Source organism: Streptomyces lancefieldiae (genome assembly GCF_031845825.1).
GTDB lineage: Bacteria > Actinomycetota > Actinomycetes > Streptomycetales > Streptomycetaceae > Streptomyces > Streptomyces lancefieldiae.
The window spans coordinates 21230-38719 of sequence record NZ_JAVRFH010000061.1; the positions used below are offsets into that span (position 1 = coordinate 21230).

Consider the following 17490-nt stretch of genomic DNA (forward strand, 5'->3'; position numbering starts at 1 on the left):
GAAACCCCCCGCAACGCCGCCACCGGAAACCCAGCGGCACACGGGGCGGCAGCCGTCGACGGTGCAGAACCCCTCCGGGGCCGCCCGTGCCCGACCGTCGAGGTCAGGCCATGCTGCTGGTGGTGGGGACACGAACGGCCGAACGCGAAGCCGAGCCGCACAACCATCACGAACCGTCGGCCGTCGTACAGGCCATGCTGCGCGCGTTCCTCCGGAAAACCCGGGCTGCGGCCCGCCTCCGGACGTCCCGGCTCGTCCAAGACGACGACGTGCTCCTCGACGCCCCCGACGACCGCCTCGCCCCCGCCCTGGTCGCGGCGGCCCGCGGCGACCACGGTCCCGCCGCCGACCTGCTCGCCCGCACCCGCGAGAACGCCGAGTGGGAGCACCGCGACCGCTACGCGACCCGGCTCGCCGCCTTCGCGCGCTCGCGTGCCGAGTGGCTGGAGGACTGGCGCACCACCGCCCCGGACGACCCCGACGGCCTTCTGGTCGCGCTCCGGCTGACGGTGGACCGCCACTGGGACTCCCCCGCCCGCGCCGAACTCCTCCGCCAGGTGAGTCCCTCGGTCACGGCCGCCGCCGCGTCGGCCGGCCCCGACCCCGTGCCGTGGCGCACCGCGCTGGACACCGCGCGCGGCGCCCACGCCCCGCACGCCGAGTTCGCGCGGCTGTGGGCCCAGGCGGTCCGCCGTTCCCCGCACCACTACGGCTGTCATGTCGCCGCCCTGGAGTACCTGGCGGCGGCCTCGCCCGGCGCCCACCGCGAGTGCCTGGACTTCGCCGAGACGGCCGCGCAGGACGCCCCCGAGGACGCGCTCGTACGGGCGCTGCCGGTACGGGCGGCCTTCGCGTGCCTGACCGCTCGCGGCGGGGGCGGAGCGCTGGGCGCGGACCGGGCCCGGCTGGACGGCGCGGCCGACCGCGCCATCGCCCTGTCGGCCGCACATCCCTCCGCCGACCCGTGGCCGGCGGAGCTGCGGAATCTGCTGGTGTACGTCCTGGTGCGGCTGGAGCGCCTTCAGGACGCGGCGGAACAGCTGCGTCTGACCGGCCCGTACGTCACGTCCTTCCCCTGGGACCGGGACACGGACGATCCGCTCGGCCGCTTCCTCGAGGTGCGTGCGGATGTCCGTGCGGCGACGGTCTCCGGGCCCGGAACGACAGGTTCAGGTCATCCACGAAATGGGCACGCCGGTCACGTCCACTCCGGCGACCATTAGGCTTCTGCGACGTGACCACCGTCCGGCTCCCCCTCTTCCCCCTGAACTCGGTGCTGTTCCCGGGGCTGGTGCTCCCGCTCAACATCTTCGAGGAGCGCTATCGCGCCATGATGCGCGAGTTGCTGAAGACCCCCGAGGACGAACCGCGCCGGTTCGCCGTCGTGGCGATTCGCGACGGCTACGAGGTGGCCCTGACCGCGCCCGGCCTGCCCGACCCGACGGCGGCGCTCGAGCGCGGGCCGACGGCCGGGTTCGGCCCCGACCTGCTCAAGGCGTTCCACAAGGTGGGCTGCATCGCGGACGCGGCGACCATCCGTGAGCGGGCCGACGGCACCTTCGAGGTGCTGGCGACCGGCACGACCCGGGTGCGGTTGCTCTCGGTCGAGGCCTCGGGCCCCTTCCTGACGGCCGAACTGGAGCCGCTGACCGAGGACCCCGGCGACGAGGCGGGGGCGCTGGCCGAAGGTGTGCTGCGGTCCTTCCGGCAGTACCAGAAGCGGCTGGCGGGGGCACGCGAGCGGTCACTGGCGACGGGCGCCGACCTGCCGGACGAACCGGGTGTGGCCTCCTACCTGGTCGCCGCCGCGATGATGCTGGACACGCCGACGAAGCAGCGTCTCCTTCAGGCCCCGGACACGGCCTCCCGCCTCCGGGACGAACTGAAACTCCTTCGCTCCGAGACGGCCATCATCCGTACGCTGCCGTCGTTGCCGGCGGCGGAACTGACGCGCGGCCCGATGAATCTCAACTGACCGATCCCCACTCGATCCCCACTGACCAACCGAGGTACTGGCCGGGATGGCGAAGAAGTCGAAGAAGCAGCAGCAGTCGGGCGGCACCCCCGCGACCGTCGCCCTCACCGCGGCCGGAGTGACGTACACGGTCCACGCCTACGACCACGACCCCGCCCACCCGTCGTACGGCGAGGAGGCGGCCGAGGCGATGGGCGTCTCCCCGGAGCGGGTGTTCAAGACGCTGGTGGCGGACGTCGACGGGACGCTGACGGTCGCGGTGGTCCCGGTGGCGGGCCAGCTGGACCTGAAGGCGCTGGCGGCCGCGGTGGGCGGCAAGCGCGCGGCGATGGCCGACCCGGCCCTTGCCGAGCGCACCACGGGCTATGTGCGGGGCGGCATCTCCCCGCTCGGCCAGCGCAAGAGGCTCCGGACGGTCCTGGACGCGTCGGCCTCCGGTCACCCCACGATCTGCGTCTCGGCGGGCCGCCGCGGCCTGGAGGTGGAGCTCTCCCCCGACGACCTGGCCAAGCTCACGGACGCGGTCCTCGCTCCCGTCGGCCGCGCGTGAGCCTCGCCACCCTGACTACGCCGACTTCTCTCCGTGGGGTCCCTGTGGCCCATGCGGCTGCTGCGGCTGCTGCGGCTGCTGTCCGTGCACCGGCCACGGATCCGGGTCCCGGGGCCCGAACAGCCCCGTCAGACCGAGGTGGACCGCCAGAGCCGCGAACGGCCACGCCAGCAACGCGCCCTTCGCGCCCAGCTTGAGCGGCGCGGAGAACGTCACCCCTTTGCCCACCTCCTTCGCGTGGGCGAGCACGTCCTGCGCGGGCCCCAGCCACACCCCGACCCGCCACGCCAGCAGCGACCCGAGCAGCCCTCCGACGCCCAGCGCCACCACCATCGGCACTCCCCCGCGCCGCCGCAGCAGAAAGACGGCCGGCGCGCTGAGCGCCCCGAACGCCAGGGCGAGCAGCGTGAACGTGCCGTCCACACCGATCGCCTGCTCGCTCTCGGACTCCTTGAGGTAGACCACCCAGTTGTCGCCGATCACGTCACCGACCAGCGGCACGCTCGGCGCCAGCCGCCACCACAGGAGGCCCAGCAGCACACCGGAGAGCGCCATCGCCACCACGATGACGGCGGCCTGACGCACTTCGGTCAACATCCCGGGCCCGTCCTGTTCGCCGTGGTCGTACGGGGCGCCGTAGGCGGTGCCCACCGCGTGCGCACCGACGGGCGGCGGCACCGGGCCGCCCTGGTGCGACGAGTGTCCGTTCGGCGGCGGTGGTGGAGTCAGAGGTGCGGTCACACCGCCATCGTGCCAAACCCGCCTGTGCGGCGCGTCACCGGACGGCGGCCCGGCGGTACGCCCAGGTGGCGACGGCCAGCGAGAGTACGCCGACCACGCCGCACACCGCGAGGTCACCGAGGACGAAGGCCCAGTCCGGCCGCTGTCCGAACGTGCGCGCGAAGGCCTCCACGCCGTACGTCGAGGGCAGCAGGTCCCGGGCCAGGCGGACCGCCTCCGGCATCCGCTCGGCCGGCAGCACGCCCAGCAGCAGCGCCGCCGACATGCCCAGCTGGCCGAGGAGCGTGGCGAACTCCGGCCGCGGCGCCAGCAGGCCCAGTGCCGCGCCCAGCCCGGCGAGCGCGGCGCCCGCCAGCGGGATCACGGCCGCCAGCACCCACAGATGCGTCATCGGCAGCCCGAACAGCAGGCATCCGAACACGGCCGTCACCACGGTCCCCGGCACCGTGAAGGACGCGTACGCGCCCGCGGCGCCCAGTACCACCGCGGCGGGCGGCACCGGCAGCGTCGCGTAGTGGTCGAGCCCGCCGCTCGCGCGCAGCTGGCCGAAGTACTGGGCGAGGAGGTTCAGCGCGACGAACGCCACCACGAGCACCGCCGACCCGGCGACCACGGCCTGCGCCTCGCCACCGCCGTCCACGACACCGCGCATCAGGATCATGATGCCGATCGACTGGAAGGTGGCCACGAACAGCAGCGGGATGCGCGCGACCCGCGCCCGGGAGAGCTGCGCCCGGTAGACGGCCACCAGGGAAGGCCACAGCCGCGCCCTGGGCCCGAGCTCGGCCGCGCCGACGGCGTCCTGCTCCTCGACGGCCAGGTCGCCGCCCGGCACGACATCGGCGGGTACGACACTCACGTCGCGCTGCTCCCCTTCGCTAGGGTCGTTCGAAGCGGTCGCCCTGACGGGTACGGACGCGGCGGCCGGTGTGCTCACCGTTCGGATGCTCAAGCCCTCACCAGTCCCTGCCGTGCGGCGCCGCCCAGCGCCAGGTACACGTCCTCCAGGCTGGGCGTGGCCAGGGTGAAGTCGTCCAGGGCGGCGAAGGCGGCGCCACCGGTGACGGTGGCGACGACCGCGCGGGCCTCCTCGGGGGCGAGCCGCAGCGTCCAGCGGCGTCCCGACTCGGCGGCACGGTCGCGCAGCGCGGCGACCTCGGGAACGTTCAGCGGTGCCGTCTCACGCCACACCAGGTCGACGCGGACCTCTCCGGCGACCTTCTCCTTGAGCCCGGAGGGCGTGTCGCAGGCGATCACGCGCCCCCGGTCCAGCACGGCGACCCGGTCCAGGACCGTCTCGGCCTCGATGACGTTGTGGGTGACCAGCAGTACGGTCGTGCCGCGTTCGGCACGCCGCCGGTCGACGGCGGCCCACACCGCGCGCCGGGCCACCGGGTCCATGCCGGTGGTCGGCTCGTCCAGGACGAGCAGCGGGCGCTCCCCCACCAGGGCGGCGGCGAAGCAGGCCAGGCGGCGCTGTCCGCCGGAGAGCTTCTTGAGCGGGCGTGCGGCGATCGGGGTCAGGCCCAGTTCGTCGAGGACGGCGTCCCGCTCGGCGCGCGCCTGCCGCGCCTCCAGGCCGCGCAGCCGTCCGGTGGTCTCGGCGGCGAGCGACACGGTCAGCTCGTCCAGGGCGCTGGACTCCTGGCCGAGGTAGGCGAGGATCCGCGCGGCCCGCTCCGGGTGGCGCACGATGTCGTGCCCGAGGATCCGCACGCTGCCGTGGTCGGGCCGCATCAGCCCGGTGAGCTGCCGTACGAGGGTGGACTTGCCGGCGCCGTTCGGTCCGAGCAGGCCGAAGATCTCACCGCGGCGGATGTCCAGGGTCACGTCGTCGGTGGCCCGCACCTCGGGCGTCGCGGGAACGCCGCGCCGGCCGCGTACCGCCGGATAGGTCTTGGTCAGTGCGCGCACCGCGCACACGGCAGTGCCACCGGGTCGAGGTGCCTGTGCCGCGCGCGTACTCACAAGGGACGAGACTACGGGGTCCGTCTTCCCGCCCCGCCCCCGGGTCCGCCCATAAGTGTCCATTCAGCCAGGGGACTCACTCCGCCGCCGGGGTGCGCTCGGTGGCCGTCCGGACGTCGATCTCGCGCCAGAACCCGGCCCGGATCGCGTACCGGTCGTGCTCGTCGATCTGGTCGTCCTTGTGGGCCAGCAGTCCGAAGCGGGCCGCGTAGCGGAGCAGCTCGCCGTCGACGCGGTGCGGGATGCGGGGGTACATCCCGGAGAGTCTCTGCAGGTGGCCGTGGTCGCCGAGGCGTTCCAGCCAGCGGCGGGCGAAGACCTGCCCGACCTCGTACGGGTCGCCGCCGACCGTGGTGATGTCCTCCTCGCGGTCGGCCCAGCGCTGCTCGGCCGTGGTGAGCTGGGCCAGCGTCGGCATCGAGGCGGCCTCGGACGGCTCGGCGGCGGGCCGGTCGACCCAGCCCTTGTCGGAGGACCAGCGCAGGGTGGCGGTCGGGGGGTGCGGGGCGGGGTGGGCGCCGGGGGCGCGCAGGGAGGCGACGTCCTGGGGGGTGGGGACTCCCTTGGCGGGCGGTACGCGCTCCTCGGTGCCGTTGCGGGCGGCACTGTTCGCCGTGGGGTGCTCCGGCTCCTCGGCGCGCCGTTCGGCGGTCGCGGAGAGGGAGGACTCGGGCAGCGGGGCGGAGAGGATCGCGGCGATCTCGGGGCGGGGCACGGGCGGTGGCGCGCAGATCCCGCCGAGTTCCTTGGCGCGTACGGCCTTGGTGATCCACGCACGGTCCAGGACGCGTCGCTCGTCGGCCTCGGCGACCAGGTCCTCGGACTGGTTGTAGTCGCCGTCGGCGGCCTGCACGGCCCACAGGTGGACGGCGACGCCGTGCTCCTTGGCGGCCATCATGCCCGGCAGCAGGTCGCCGTCGCCGGTCACCAGGACGACGTCGGAACAGGCTCGGTTGCGGGCCAGTTCGGTCAGCTCGGCGTGCATGGCGGCGTCCACGCCCTTCTGGGCCCAGCGTCCGTCACTGCGCGTGAGCGCGCCGAGCCGGACGGTGACCCGGGGCATCACGCGCAGCCGGCGGTGTTCCGGCTGCGGGACGCGGTCGGGGGCGCCGTCGAACCAGTAGATGCGCAGCAGCGGCTGCTGCGTGTCGGACTCGGCTCGGTCACGCAGGCCCTGGATGAGGGCGGCGTGATCGACGGTGATGCGCGAGCGTGAGGGCTCCCCGGCAAGGAGACTGGCGGCGGCCCCCAGCAGATACCCGGCGTCCACCAGGACGATGCAGCGGTCCACGCGATCCACCCTCTTTCCGGGAGGTTTGCTTCGGGCTTCCTTCGAGTCTGCCCGACCACGCGGAGGTTAACGGCTCGAACTCGATCTTCGGCGTGGCGTTTCGGCGCCCCGCACCCCGATGAGCCGTGTCACGCACGGTAATTGCACGATATGCGTTCTTTGTCGGCTTATGTGAATCTGGTTCCGGCCCTGGCCCCTAGATCCCCCTCAGGAGGTAGATCACCATGGCCAAGAACAAGAACAATCGTGATCGTAAGCAGCCCCAGGCCGAACGTGCCCAGCAGTCGGGCGAGTCGCCCGTGATGCGCCACGAGGAGCAGCACGCCCCCCAGATGACGCCCGGCGACGTCGCCTCCCGCAAGCGGCAGAAGCGCTTCGGCCACAACTGACCTCCGCGGAGCGGGCCGTTGCGGCCCCGCGAACACGAGGGGCGCACCCGGCACCGGGTGCGCCCCTCGCTCGTCGCGCGCTCGTCGCGCCCGCTCAGCCAGCCAGGCAGGACGGCCCGAGCAGCACCTTCAGGTCGCCGAAGAGAGCGGGGTCGGGCTTCACCCGGTGCCGGTCCAGGCGCAGCACCGTCGTCTTCGTCGGCCCCTGGAGCTTGATCCGCACCTCGCTGTCGCCCCGGTGGTGCGTGAGGATCTCGCCGAGGCGGCTGACCATCGGCGGAGTGATCCGCGTGGCCGGGATGGTGAGGACCACGGGCGCGTTGGTGCCCGCGTTGGACAGGTCCGGGATCATCAGCTCCATGGCGACCAGCCGGGGCACGTCCTCCCGCTTGTCGAGGCGGCCCTTGACGAACACCACGGCGTCCTCGACGAGTTGGGTGGACACCAGCTGGTACGTCGCCGGGAAGAACATGCACTCGATGGAGCCGGCCAGGTCCTCGACGGTGGCGATGGCCCAGGCGTTGCCCTGCTTGGTCATCTTGCGCTGGAGGCCGGAGATGATGCCGCCGATGGTGACGACCGCACCGTCACCGAAGTCGCCGCCGGTGAGCTGGGAGATGCCCGCGTCGGCCTTGTCGGACAGCACGTGCTCCAGCCCGAAGAGCGGGTGGTCGGAGACGTACAGACCGAGCATCTCCCGCTCCTGGGCGAGCAGATAGGTCTTGTCCCACTCGTCGTCGCTGAAGGTGACGTCGAGTCCGAAGCCGGGCTCGTCGTTCTGCTCCTCGCCCATGCCGCCGAAGAGGTCGAACTGGCCCTCGGCCTCCTTGCGCTTGACCGCGACCACGTTGTCGATCATCGGCTCGTACTGCGCGGTGAGGCCCTTGCGGGTGTGGCCCAACTCGTCGAAGGCGCCGGCCTTGATCAGCGACTCCGTCGTCCGCTTGTTGCAGACGACCGCCTCCACCTTGTCCAGGTAGTCGGGGAAGGAGAGGTACTTCCCCTTGGCCTTGCGGCACCTGATGATCGACTCGACGACGTTGGTGCCCACGTTGCGGACGGCGGAGAGGCCGAAGAGGATCACGTCGTCGCCCTGCGCGGCGAAGTTCGACATGGACTCGTTGACGTTGGGCGGGAGCACCTTGATGCCCATGCGGCGGCACTCGTTGAGGTAGACCGCCGACTTGTCCTTGTCGTCCTTGACCGAGGTGAGCAGCGCGGCCATGTACTCGGCGGGGTGGTTCGCCTTGAGGTACGCCGTCCAGTACGAGACCAGGCCGTACGCGGCCGAGTGCGCCTTGTTGAAGGCGTAGCCGGCGAACGGGACCAGCACGTCCCACAGCGCCTGGATGGCCTCGTCGCTGTAGCCCTTCTTGCGGGCGCCGGCCTGGAAGAGGACGAAGTTCTTCGCCAGTTCCTCGGGCTTCTTCTTGCCCATCACGCGGCGCAGGATGTCGGCTTCGCCGAGTGAGTAGCCCGCGATGATCTGGGCGGCCTTCTGCACCTGCTCCTGGTAGACGATCAGGCCGTAGGTGACCGCCAGGACCTCCTGGAGGGGTTCCTCCAGCTCCTTGTGGATCGGCGTGATCTCCTGGAGGCCGTTCTTGCGCAGCGCGTAGTTGGTGTGCGAGTCCATGCCCATGGGGCCGGGACGGTAGAGCGCGGAGACGGCGGAGATGTCCTCGAAGTTGTCGGGCTTCATCAGCCGCAGCAGCGAGCGCATCGGGCCGCCGTCGAACTGGAAGACGCCGAGCGTGTCGCCGCGCTGGAGCAGGTCGAAGGTCGTGGGGTCGTCCAGCGGCAGCGACAGCAGGTCGAGGTCGACGCCCTTGTTGGACTTCACCATCTTGACGGCGTCGTCCATGATCGTGAGGTTGCGCAGGCCGAGGAAGTCCATCTTCAGCAGGCCGAGCGACTCGCACTGCGGGTAGTCCCACTGCGTGATGGTCACGCCGTCGGTGTGCCGCACCCAGATGGGGGCGTGGTCGACGATGGGCTCGCTGGACATGATCACGCCGGCGGCGTGCACGCCCATCTGCCGCACCAGGCCCTCGACGCCCTTCGCGGTGTCGATGACCTTCTTCACGTCCGGCTCGTTCTCGTACATCGAGCGGATCTCGCCGGCCTCGCTGTACCGCGGGTGGGTCGGGTCCGTGATGCCGTTGAGGTCGATGCCCTTGCCGAGGACGTCGGCGGGCATGGCCTTGGTGAGCCGGTCGCCCATCGCGTACGGGTAGCCCAGCACGCGCGCGGAGTCCTTGATGGCGTTCTTCGCCTTGATCTTGCCGTACGTGCCGATCATGGCGACCTTGTCGGCGCCGTACTTCTCCGTCACGTACCTGATCACCTCGACGCGCCGGCGCTCGTCGAAGTCGATGTCGACGTCGGGCATGGAGACGCGCTCGGGGTTGAGGAACCGCTCGAAGATCAGGCCGTGCGGGATCGGGTCGAGGTCGGTGATGCCCATGGCGTACGCCACGATCGAACCGGCCGCGGAGCCTCGGCCGGGGCCGACCGCGATGCCCTGGTTCTTGGCCCACATGATGAAGTCGGCGACCACGAGGAAGTAGCCCGGGAACCCCATCTGGATGATGACGTCCATCTCGTACTCGGCCTGCTTCTGGCGGTCCTCGGGGACGCCGCCGGGGAAGCGGCGCTCCATGCCGCGGCGGACCTCCTCCTGGAACCAGGTGATCTCGGTGTAGCCCTCGGGGATGTCGAACTTCGGCATGAGGTCGCGCTTCTCGAACATGCCGTCGGTGTCGACCATCTCCGCGACCAGGAGCGTGTTGGCGCAGCCCTCCTGCCAGGCGTCCGAGGAGTCGATGGCGTACATCTCGTCCGTGGACTTCAGGTAGTAGCCGGTGCCGTCGAAGCGGAAGCGGTCCGGGTCGGAGAGGTTCTTGCCGGTCTGGATGCACAGCAGGGCGTCGTGGGCGGTCGCCTCGTGCGCGTACGTGTAGTGCGAGTCGTTCGTCACCAGCGGCGGGATGCCGAGCTTCTTCCCGATCTCCAGCAGACCGTCGCGGACCCGGTGCTCGATGTCGATGCCGTGGTCCATCAGCTCCAGGAAGTAGCGGTCCTTGCCGAAGATGTCCTGGTAGTCGGCGGCGGCCTTGAGTGCCTCGTCGAAGTGGCCGAGGCGCAGCCGGGTCTGCACCTCGCCGGAGGGGCAGCCGGTGGAGGCGACGATCCCCTCGGACCACTGGGAGATGGTCTCCTTGTCCATCCGGGGCCACTTCTGCAGCCAGCCCTCGGCGTACGCGTCGGAGGAGAGGCGGAAGAGGTTGTGCAGCCCCGTCTTGTTGGTCGCCCACATCGTCTTGTGGGTGTAACCACCCGAACCGGAGACGTCGTCCCGCTTCTGGTGCGGCTGGCCCCACTGGATCTTGCGCTTGTTGCGGCGCGACTCGGGGGCCACATACGCCTCGATGCCGATGATCGGGGTGATTCCGGCCTTCTTCGCGGAGTGGAAGAAGTCGTAGGCCCCGTGCAGGTTGCCGTGGTCGGACATGGCGATGTGCGTCATGCCCATCTCATTGCAGGCGTTGAACATGTCCTTCAGCCGCGCGGCACCGTCCAGCAGCGAGTACTGGGTGTGGACGTGCAGGTGCGTGAACGGCGGCTTGGACACGTTCGGCCTCCAAATCAGGGCTTTGGCGCGAAGCGCCTCGTTGAGGGGCGGTGGTCGGGCGACGGGAGGGCTATGGGCGGCGGGCTGCGGACAGTCCGGGGGGTCAGCGTCGAAGTCTATGCCTCGCGACCGACACTCCGAGGCGCCGCGCGCGTACCTTCGGGGTGCGGGCCCGCCTGCCGGGCGGGCCCCGGACGCGGGCACTCCCGCACTTCTTCGAACGTTGGCCCGAGTGGAGATCCGCTCCACCCGTCAGGCACCACCCGCACCAGGAGGCACCAGGCATGTCGGCACCGCAGCTCAACGAAGAGCACCGCGGCGAGGAGATCCTCGCCGTCTTCGACACCGCCTTCGGCCAGCTGCTGGCCGCGGACCCGGCGGCGTTCCGCGTGAAGTTCCGGAAGATGGCGGCCTCGGCCTTCGCGTTCTACCGTGGCACGGCATGCCTCTTTTACCACGATTTGACCACCGATCCGGAGTTCGGGTCGCAGCGCGGCGGCCCGTACCTGGACGACCGGACCTCGCGGGTGTGGATCCACGGCGATCTGCACGCGGAGAACTTCGGCACGTACATGGACTCCACCGGCCGGCTGATCTTCAACGTCAACGACTTCGACGAGGCCTACGTCGGCCCCTTCACCTGGGACCTCAAGCGCTTCGCCGCCTCCGTCGCGCTGATCGGGTACGCGAAGGCGCTCAGCGACGAGCAGATCACCGAGCTGGTGCGGGTGTACGCGGACGCGTACCGCGAGCGGATCCACGCCCTGGCCACCGGCGCCAAGAGCGACGAGGTGCCGCCGTTCACGCTGGACACCGCGGAGGGACCGCTGCTGGGCGCGCTGCGCGTCGCCCGCTCCCTGACCCGTTTCGGCCTGCTGGACTCGATGACGGAGATCCGCGACTTCGAGCGCCGCTTCGCCTCCGGCGGCGGCTCCGTCGAGCTGGACGCGGCCACGCGCTACAAGGTGCTCGCCGCCTTCGACGGCTACCTGGAGACGCTCCCGGAGTCGTCCCTGACCCGCCCGGACTCCTACCGGGTGAAGGACGTCGTCGGCCGTCGGGGCATCGGCATCGGATCGGCCGGCCTGCCCTCGTACAACATCCTCCTGGAGGGCAACAGCGACGCCCTGGAGAACGACGTCGTGATCTACATCAAGCAGGCCCAGACCCCGGCGGTCTCCCGGCACGTCACCGACCAGGCGATCAGCGACTACTTCCAGCACGAGGGCCATCGCACGGTCATCTCCCAGCGCGCCCTCCAGGCGCACGCCGACCCGTGGCTGGGCTGGACCGAGCTGGACGGCTCGGGCCAGCTGGTGGCGGAGGTGTCGCCGTACGCCGTGGACCTCGACTGGGGCGACATCGACGACCCGGAGGAGATCGCCGAGGTCGTCGCCGACCTGGGCCGGGCCACGGCGACGATGCACGGGGCGGCGGACGACCAGTCCGGGGAGTCCCTGGTGCCGTTCTCCACCGAGCGCGCCATCGACGCGGCGATCGCGGCCGACGAGGAGGGTTTCGCGCCCCTGCTGGTCGACTTCGCGCACCGGTACGGCGCACGCGCGCGTGCCGACCACCAGACCTTCGTCGACCTGTTCCGCAACGGCCGGATCCCCGGTCTGTGACGGTCGGCTCTCTCACAGAAACCCTTTAGGGGTCTCTTACCGGGACCCGTGACAGACTCTTCTCTCGCTATGGACATATCCGGAACCCCGCTCAGAGCCGTGCGCGCGGCGCTGTTCACGGCACTCGTCGTGACGCTCAGCACCGCGTCGCACGTGCTGCTGTCCGGGGTCCCGCTGCCGCTGAGCACGGTGGGCGCGGTGGCCGCCGCCGTGTTCCTGATCGCGTACGCCCTGGCCGGGCGGCGCGAGCGCGGCTTCGGGCGGATCGCCGCCCTGCTGATCCCGCTGGAGCTGGCCGCCGACACGGTCTTCACCACCGGCCAGCACGTCTGCTACGGCAGGACGGGCGGCCCGGTCGGGGGCCCGCTGCGCGCCGTCGGCCTCGACGTGCTGTGCGGCGACGGAACCGGCGTGCACGCCGGCGTGGCCGCCCCGCTGACCCGGGTGACCGGCGCCGAGACGGACCGGCTGGCGGGCGTGCTCGCCGACGCCGGCCCGGCGACCGCCTGGCTGCTGCTCGGCGCGCACATCGGCGTCGGCCTGCTGGCGGCGGCCTGGCTGCGGCGCGGCGAGCGCGCGCTGGCCCAGCTGCTGAGCGCGGTGGCCGCGACCACCTTCCGGCCGCTGCTGCTCGCCGTCGCGGCCGTGACCGTACGCCGGGCTCCCTCGGTCGACCGCCCGGCGCCTGTGGTGCGCCGCTCCGCCGGTGCCCGCGAGCTGGTCCTCACGCACTGTCTGGGACGGCGCGGACCGCCGTGCTCGCTCGCCTTCGTGTGACCCGTCAGCGAGCACAGCAGTCCCCCCAACGTTTCCGCACACCCCCGTGTGCGCGTCCCCGGAGAGATCATCACCATGAGCAAGCGGAACAGCCAGGCGGCGAAGACGGCGGCCCGTGAGCGCCTGCGCGAGGAGCGCGAGCGCCAGGCCAAGCGCGACAAGGCCAAGCGGCAGGTCATCGTGGCCTGCTCCGTCGTCGGCGTGCTGGCGATAGCCGGCGGCATCAGCTACGCCGTCGTGCAGAGCAACAAGCCCACGGGCTGGGACAAGGCCGCCGAGGCGAAGGTGGTGGCCCCGGCCAACACCTCGGGCAAGAACGGCACCACGGTCGTCCTCGGCGACTCCAAGACCGACAACGTCGTGCACCTCTACGAGGACCCGCGCTGCCCGGGCTGCGCCGCCTTCGAGCAGAGCATCGGCGAGACCGTCAACAAGGGCATGGAGGACGGCACCTACAAGCTCTCCTTCACCATCGGCACCTTCCTCGACGGCAACCTGAGCGGCGAGGGTTCGAAGAACGCGCTGAGCGCGCTCGGCGCCGCGCTGAACGTCGGTCCCGAAGCGTTCCTCGACTACAAGACCGCGCTGTACTCCGCCGAGCACCACCCCGAGGAGTCGACCGACGAGTTCGCCAAGGACGACTACCTGATCAAGGTGGCGAACACGGTCGACGCCCTGAAGAACAACAAGAAGTTCCAGGACGCCGTGGAGAAGGGCACCTACGACGCCTGGGCGATGAAGATGAGCAAGTCCTTCGACGACGCCGACGGCGTCCAGTCGACCCCGACCATCAAGATCAACGACAAGGTGATCGAGACCCCGAGCACGGCCGCCGAGTGGGACAAGGCGCTCAAGGACGCGGGCGTCACCAAGTGATCGCCGCCTGACCGCCGTCCGCGCGTGACCCCGTCTCGGGGTGACGCCGCGCGGAAGCCCGGCGAACGAGCGGGCGAACTTTCGCGAGTTCGCCCGCTCGCGCGCATACCGATCAGTAACCTGATCGGCCGTGACCAGTCGAGACAGATCAACCGAGAGCGCCTTCCCGTCGTCGTTCGCCGAGCGCGCTGACCTCCGAACTCCGAGCCGCCGTACGGTCGTCAAGGCCGCGGCGGCCGGCGCCGTCCTGGCCGCCCCGCTCGCCGCGGCGCTGCCCGCCGGTGCCGCCGGCGTCGCCCCCGCCTTCCTGCACGGCGTCGCCTCCGGTGATCCGCTGCCCGACGGCGTCCTGCTGTGGACGCGGGTGACCCCGACGCCCGAGGCGATACCGGGCTCCGGAGCCGGCCCGGACACCGAGGTGGGCTGGGTCGTCGCCACGGACAGGGCCTTCACGAACATCGTCGCCGAAGGGTCCCTCACCGCGACGGCCGCCTCCGACCACACCGTCAAGGCCGACGTCCGGGGCCTGGCACCGGCCACGGACTACTGGTTCCGCTTCTCCGCCGGCGCCACCGTCTCCCCCGCCGCCCGCACCCGCACCGCCCCCGCGACCGACGCGGCCGTCACGGGCCTGCGCTTCGGCGTGGTCTCCTGCGCCAACTGGGAGGCCGGGCACTTCTCGGCTTACCGCCATCTCGCGGCCCGGGGCGACCTGGACGCCTGGCTGCATCTGGGCGACTACATCTACGAGTACGGCACCGGCGAGTACGGCACCCGCGACACCGTCGTCCGCCCGCACGCGCCCGCCCACGAGATCGTCACCCTCGCCGACTACCGCGTCCGGCACGCCCGCTACAAGACCGACCCCGATCTGCAGGCGCTGCACGCGGCGGCCCCCGTCGTGGCGATCTGGGACGACCACGAGATCGCCAACGACACCTGGTCGGGCGGTGCCGAGAACCACACCGAGGGCGCGGAGGGCACCTGGCCGACTCGTCAGGCCGCCGCCAAGCAGGCCTACTTCGAGTGGATGCCGGTACGTCCGGCGATCACCGGCACGACCTACCGCCGACTGCGCTTCGGCAAGCTGGCGGACCTGTCACTGCTGGACCTGCGCTCCTTCCGCTCGCGGCAGGCGGCGCTCGGCAACGGCGAGGTCGACGACCCGGACCGCACCCTCACCGGCCGCGCCCAGCTCGACTGGCTCAAGGCCGGGCTCACGTCCTCCGACGCCACGTGGCGGCTGGTCGGCAACCCGGTGATGATCTCGCCGTTCGCGATCGGCTCGCTCTCCGCCGAGTTGCTCAAGCCGCTCGCCGAGCTGCTGGGTCTGCCGAAGGAGGGCCTCGCCCTCAACACCGACCAGTGGGACGGCTACACGGACGACCGCCGCGAACTGCTGGCGCACCTGCGCGCACACGCCGTCCGCAACACGGTGTTCCTCACCGGCGACATCCACATGGCGTGGGCCAACGACGTGCCGCACAACGCCGGTACGTACCCGCTGTCCGCCTCGGCCGCCACCGAGTTCGTCGTCACCTCGGTGACCTCCGACAACCTCGACGACATCGTGAAGGTCCCCGAGGGGACGGTCTCCGCGATCGCGGCGCCGGTCATCCGGGCCGCGAACCGGCACGTCCACTGGGTCGACACCGACCGGCACGGCTACGGCGTGCTGGACGTCACCGCGGACCGGGCACAGATGGACTACTACGTCGTCTCCGACCGCACGGATCCGGACGCCACGTCGCAGTGGGCCCGTTCGTACCGCACGCGCAGCGGCACGCAGCGGATCGAGCGCGTCTACGCCCCGGTCTGACCTCCGGTCCGCTCCCCGGTCCGAGACGCCGCCTCCTCCTGGAGCGAGTCGAGGAAGCCGAGCGCCACCCGCCAGGTGGCCTCGGCCGCCTCCTCGTCGTAGTCCGGCAGCTCGGGGTCGGTGTAGAGGTGGCCGGCCCCGGTGTACCGGTGCACCTCGACGTCCGCGCCGATCCGGCCCATCCGGAGGTACCAGGCGCTGAGCCAGTCGTCCGTCTCGAAGGGGTCCGGCTCGGCGACGTGCAGCTGGACCGGCAGGTCGTCGACCGAGGCGTTGGGCGCGATGTCCGAGGTGCCGTGCAGGAGGAGCAGTCCACGCGCCCGGTGGTCGCCGAGGGCGAGGGTCTGGGCGATGGAGGCGCCGAGCGAGAACCCGGCGTAGACCAGGCCGCGCTCCGAGTAGGGGGCGGCGGCCAGCACGGCCCGCTTCAACAGCTCCTCCCGGCCGATGCCGTCCTGGTGGGCCATGCCCTCCTCGACCGTGTCGAAGGTCCGGCCCTCGTAGAGGTCCGGGGTCCACACCTGGTGCCCGGCGTCGCGCAGCCGGTCGGCGGCCTGCCGCACCGCGGGCCTCGGGCCAAGGGTCGAGTGAAAGAGCACGATGTTCATGAGGCCATGGTGCCAGCCGGGTCCGACAACGCGGCGCGCGGCGACCCCCGGGCGCGGGACGGAAGTCACAGGTTCACGGCACGGCGCGGGCGGTTACGTTCGAGGGCATGGAGACCATACTCCGCCCGATGATCGTGGTCGGCGGCTCCGTCCTGCTGACCCTGGTCGTCGGATGGGCCACCGACCTGCTGTTGCGCAAGGCCGACGAACGGCACCCCGAGACACCCCTGTGGGGGCTGCTGCGCCGCGCCCGCATCCCGTACCAGGCCATGCTGTGCGCGGCGCTGCTGAGAGGTTCGTACGTCGAGGCGCAGGTGTTCCCGGACCACCGGTCGGCGGTCGGCCGGCTGCTGACCCTGGTGCTGATCGGCTCGGTGGCCTGGCTGGTGGTCCGGATCGCCGCGGCGGTCGTCGAGACGTCGTACTCCCGCTACGCCCACGCCCACGCCCGGCGCGACCCGGCCCGGGTGCGGCGGGTGCGCACCCAGGTGTCACTGATCATGCGGGTGGTCTCGGCGGTCGTCGGCGTGGTCGCCGTCTCGTCGATGCTGCTGACGTTCCCGGCGATGCGCGCCGCGGGCGCCTCGCTGCTGGCCTCGGCCGGTGTGCTCGGCATCGTGGCCGGCATCGCCGCGCAGTCCACGCTCAGCAACATGTTCGCCGGGTTCCAGATCGCCTTCGGCGACATGGTGCGCATGGGCGACACGGTCGTGGTGGACGGCGAGTGGGGCACCGTCGAGGAGATCACGCTCACGTTCCTGACCGTGCGCACGTGGGACGAGCGCCGGATCACCATGCCGGTGTCGTACTTCACGTCCAAGCCGTTCGAGAACTGGTCGCGCGGCACCCCGCAGATGACCGGGATCGTCTACTGGCACCTCGACCACACGGCACCGCTGGACCTGATGCGCGAGCGGCTGCGTGACCTCCTGCGCGAGTGCCCGGCCTGGGACGGCCGCGACTACAACCTGACCGTCACGGACAGCACCCCGAACACCATGCAGGTGCGGGCACTGGTGACCGCGAAGGACGCGGACGACATCTGGACGGTACGGGTCGCGGTCCGCGAGGGGATGATCCGCTGGCTCGCCGACGAGCACCCGTACGCCCTGCCCCGCGTCACCACGGCGGACGCGGCCCCGCGCCCGACCCCCGACGGCCTCCCCCGCCCCCGCCCCCGTCGCTCCCCCGACGACGGCGCCCGCCGCTTCCCGGAGCAGCCGACGAAGAGCCTGTG

At 71.5% G+C, this 17490-nt stretch carries 15 protein-coding genes; 9 read left to right on the forward strand and 6 right to left on the reverse strand.

The genetic code is table 11. From position 1 onward, the window contains the following. Positions 1-194 precede the first annotated feature (194 nt). Genes RM812_RS35340 through ybaK form a run of 3 tightly spaced genes read left to right on the forward strand, consistent with a single transcriptional unit; the run spans position 195 to position 2525 of the window. Positions 195-1223, forward strand: coding sequence for a hypothetical protein (locus RM812_RS35340; protein ID WP_311582747.1), 1029 nt, complete (start codon positions 195-197; stop codon positions 1221-1223). Positions 1224-1234: 11 nt separating this feature from the next. Continuing rightward, entirely contained in the window at positions 1235-1975 is a 741-nt protein-coding gene (locus RM812_RS35345; RefSeq protein ID WP_311582684.1) for an LON peptidase substrate-binding domain-containing protein, read from the forward strand. A 46-nt stretch (positions 1976-2021) separates the two neighbouring features. Beyond that, entirely contained in the window at positions 2022-2525 is a 504-nt protein-coding gene (gene ybaK, locus RM812_RS35350) for a Cys-tRNA(Pro) deacylase (RefSeq protein ID WP_311582689.1), read from the forward strand. 15 nt (positions 2526-2540) lie between these two features. Here the strand turns inward: ybaK and RM812_RS35355 are convergent, their stop codons facing one another. The 4 genes from RM812_RS35355 to RM812_RS35370 form a co-directional block, all read right to left on the reverse strand. After that, entirely contained in the window at positions 2541-3266 is a 726-nt protein-coding gene (locus RM812_RS35355; protein ID WP_311582698.1) for an AAA family ATPase, read from the reverse strand. A gap of 34 nt (positions 3267-3300) precedes the next feature. Next, on the reverse strand, positions 3301-4125 hold the full coding sequence (locus RM812_RS35360; protein ID WP_311582702.1) for an ABC transporter permease: 825 nt from the start codon (positions 4123-4125) through the stop codon (positions 3301-3303). Positions 4126-4214: 89 nt separating this feature from the next. Beyond that, positions 4215-5189, reverse strand: coding sequence for an ABC transporter ATP-binding protein (locus RM812_RS35365; protein ID WP_311582707.1), 975 nt, complete (start codon positions 5187-5189; stop codon positions 4215-4217). Positions 5190-5310: 121 nt separating this feature from the next. After that, complete coding sequence (locus RM812_RS35370) at positions 5311-6525, reverse strand: NYN domain-containing protein (protein WP_311582711.1); 1215 nt, start codon at positions 6523-6525, stop codon at positions 5311-5313. 224 nt (positions 6526-6749) lie between these two features. Here RM812_RS35370 and RM812_RS35375 point away from each other — a divergent pair, with 224 nt between their 5' ends. Next, positions 6750-6914, forward strand: coding sequence for a hypothetical protein (locus RM812_RS35375; RefSeq protein ID WP_311582715.1), 165 nt, complete (start codon positions 6750-6752; stop codon positions 6912-6914). Positions 6915-7008: 94 nt separating this feature from the next. Here RM812_RS35375 and dnaE read toward each other — a convergent pair whose 3' ends face one another. Further along, positions 7009-10548: a DNA polymerase III subunit alpha gene (gene dnaE / locus RM812_RS35380; protein ID WP_311582719.1), complete on the reverse strand. Its 3540-nt coding sequence runs from the start codon at positions 10546-10548 to the stop codon at positions 7009-7011. Between the two features lie 284 nt (positions 10549-10832). Here dnaE and RM812_RS35385 point away from each other — a divergent pair, with 284 nt between their 5' ends. The 4 genes from RM812_RS35385 (at position 10833) to RM812_RS35400 (ending at position 15645) form a co-directional block, all read left to right on the forward strand. After that, entirely contained in the window at positions 10833-12173 is a 1341-nt protein-coding gene (locus RM812_RS35385; RefSeq protein ID WP_311582722.1) for a DUF2252 domain-containing protein, read from the forward strand. A gap of 69 nt (positions 12174-12242) precedes the next feature. Beyond that, the gene (locus RM812_RS35390) at positions 12243-12950 is read left to right on the forward strand and encodes a hypothetical protein (RefSeq protein ID WP_311582725.1); all 708 of its coding nucleotides are present in this window, start codon (positions 12243-12245) and stop codon (positions 12948-12950) included. A 75-nt stretch (positions 12951-13025) separates the two neighbouring features. After that, positions 13026-13826 (forward strand): DsbA family protein, encoded by an 801-nt coding sequence (locus RM812_RS35395; protein ID WP_311582729.1) that lies wholly within the window; start codon positions 13026-13028, stop codon positions 13824-13826. A gap of 130 nt (positions 13827-13956) precedes the next feature. Further along, a complete protein-coding gene (locus RM812_RS35400) occupies positions 13957-15645 on the forward strand; it encodes an alkaline phosphatase D family protein (protein WP_311582731.1) in 1689 nt (562 codons plus the stop codon). On the opposite strand, the gene RM812_RS35405 is transcribed toward RM812_RS35400, so the two are convergent. Beyond that, positions 15630-16253, reverse strand: a complete 624-nt coding sequence (locus tag RM812_RS35405) for a dienelactone hydrolase family protein (RefSeq protein WP_311582735.1) — start codon at positions 16251-16253, stop codon at positions 15630-15632. The genes RM812_RS35400 and RM812_RS35405 overlap by 16 nt on opposite strands. A gap of 107 nt (positions 16254-16360) precedes the next feature. Between RM812_RS35405 and RM812_RS35410 the strand changes: the two genes are divergently transcribed. Further along, a partial coding sequence (locus tag RM812_RS35410) for a mechanosensitive ion channel family protein (RefSeq protein ID WP_311582738.1) occupies positions 16361-17490 on the forward strand: 1130 nt, incomplete at its 3' end.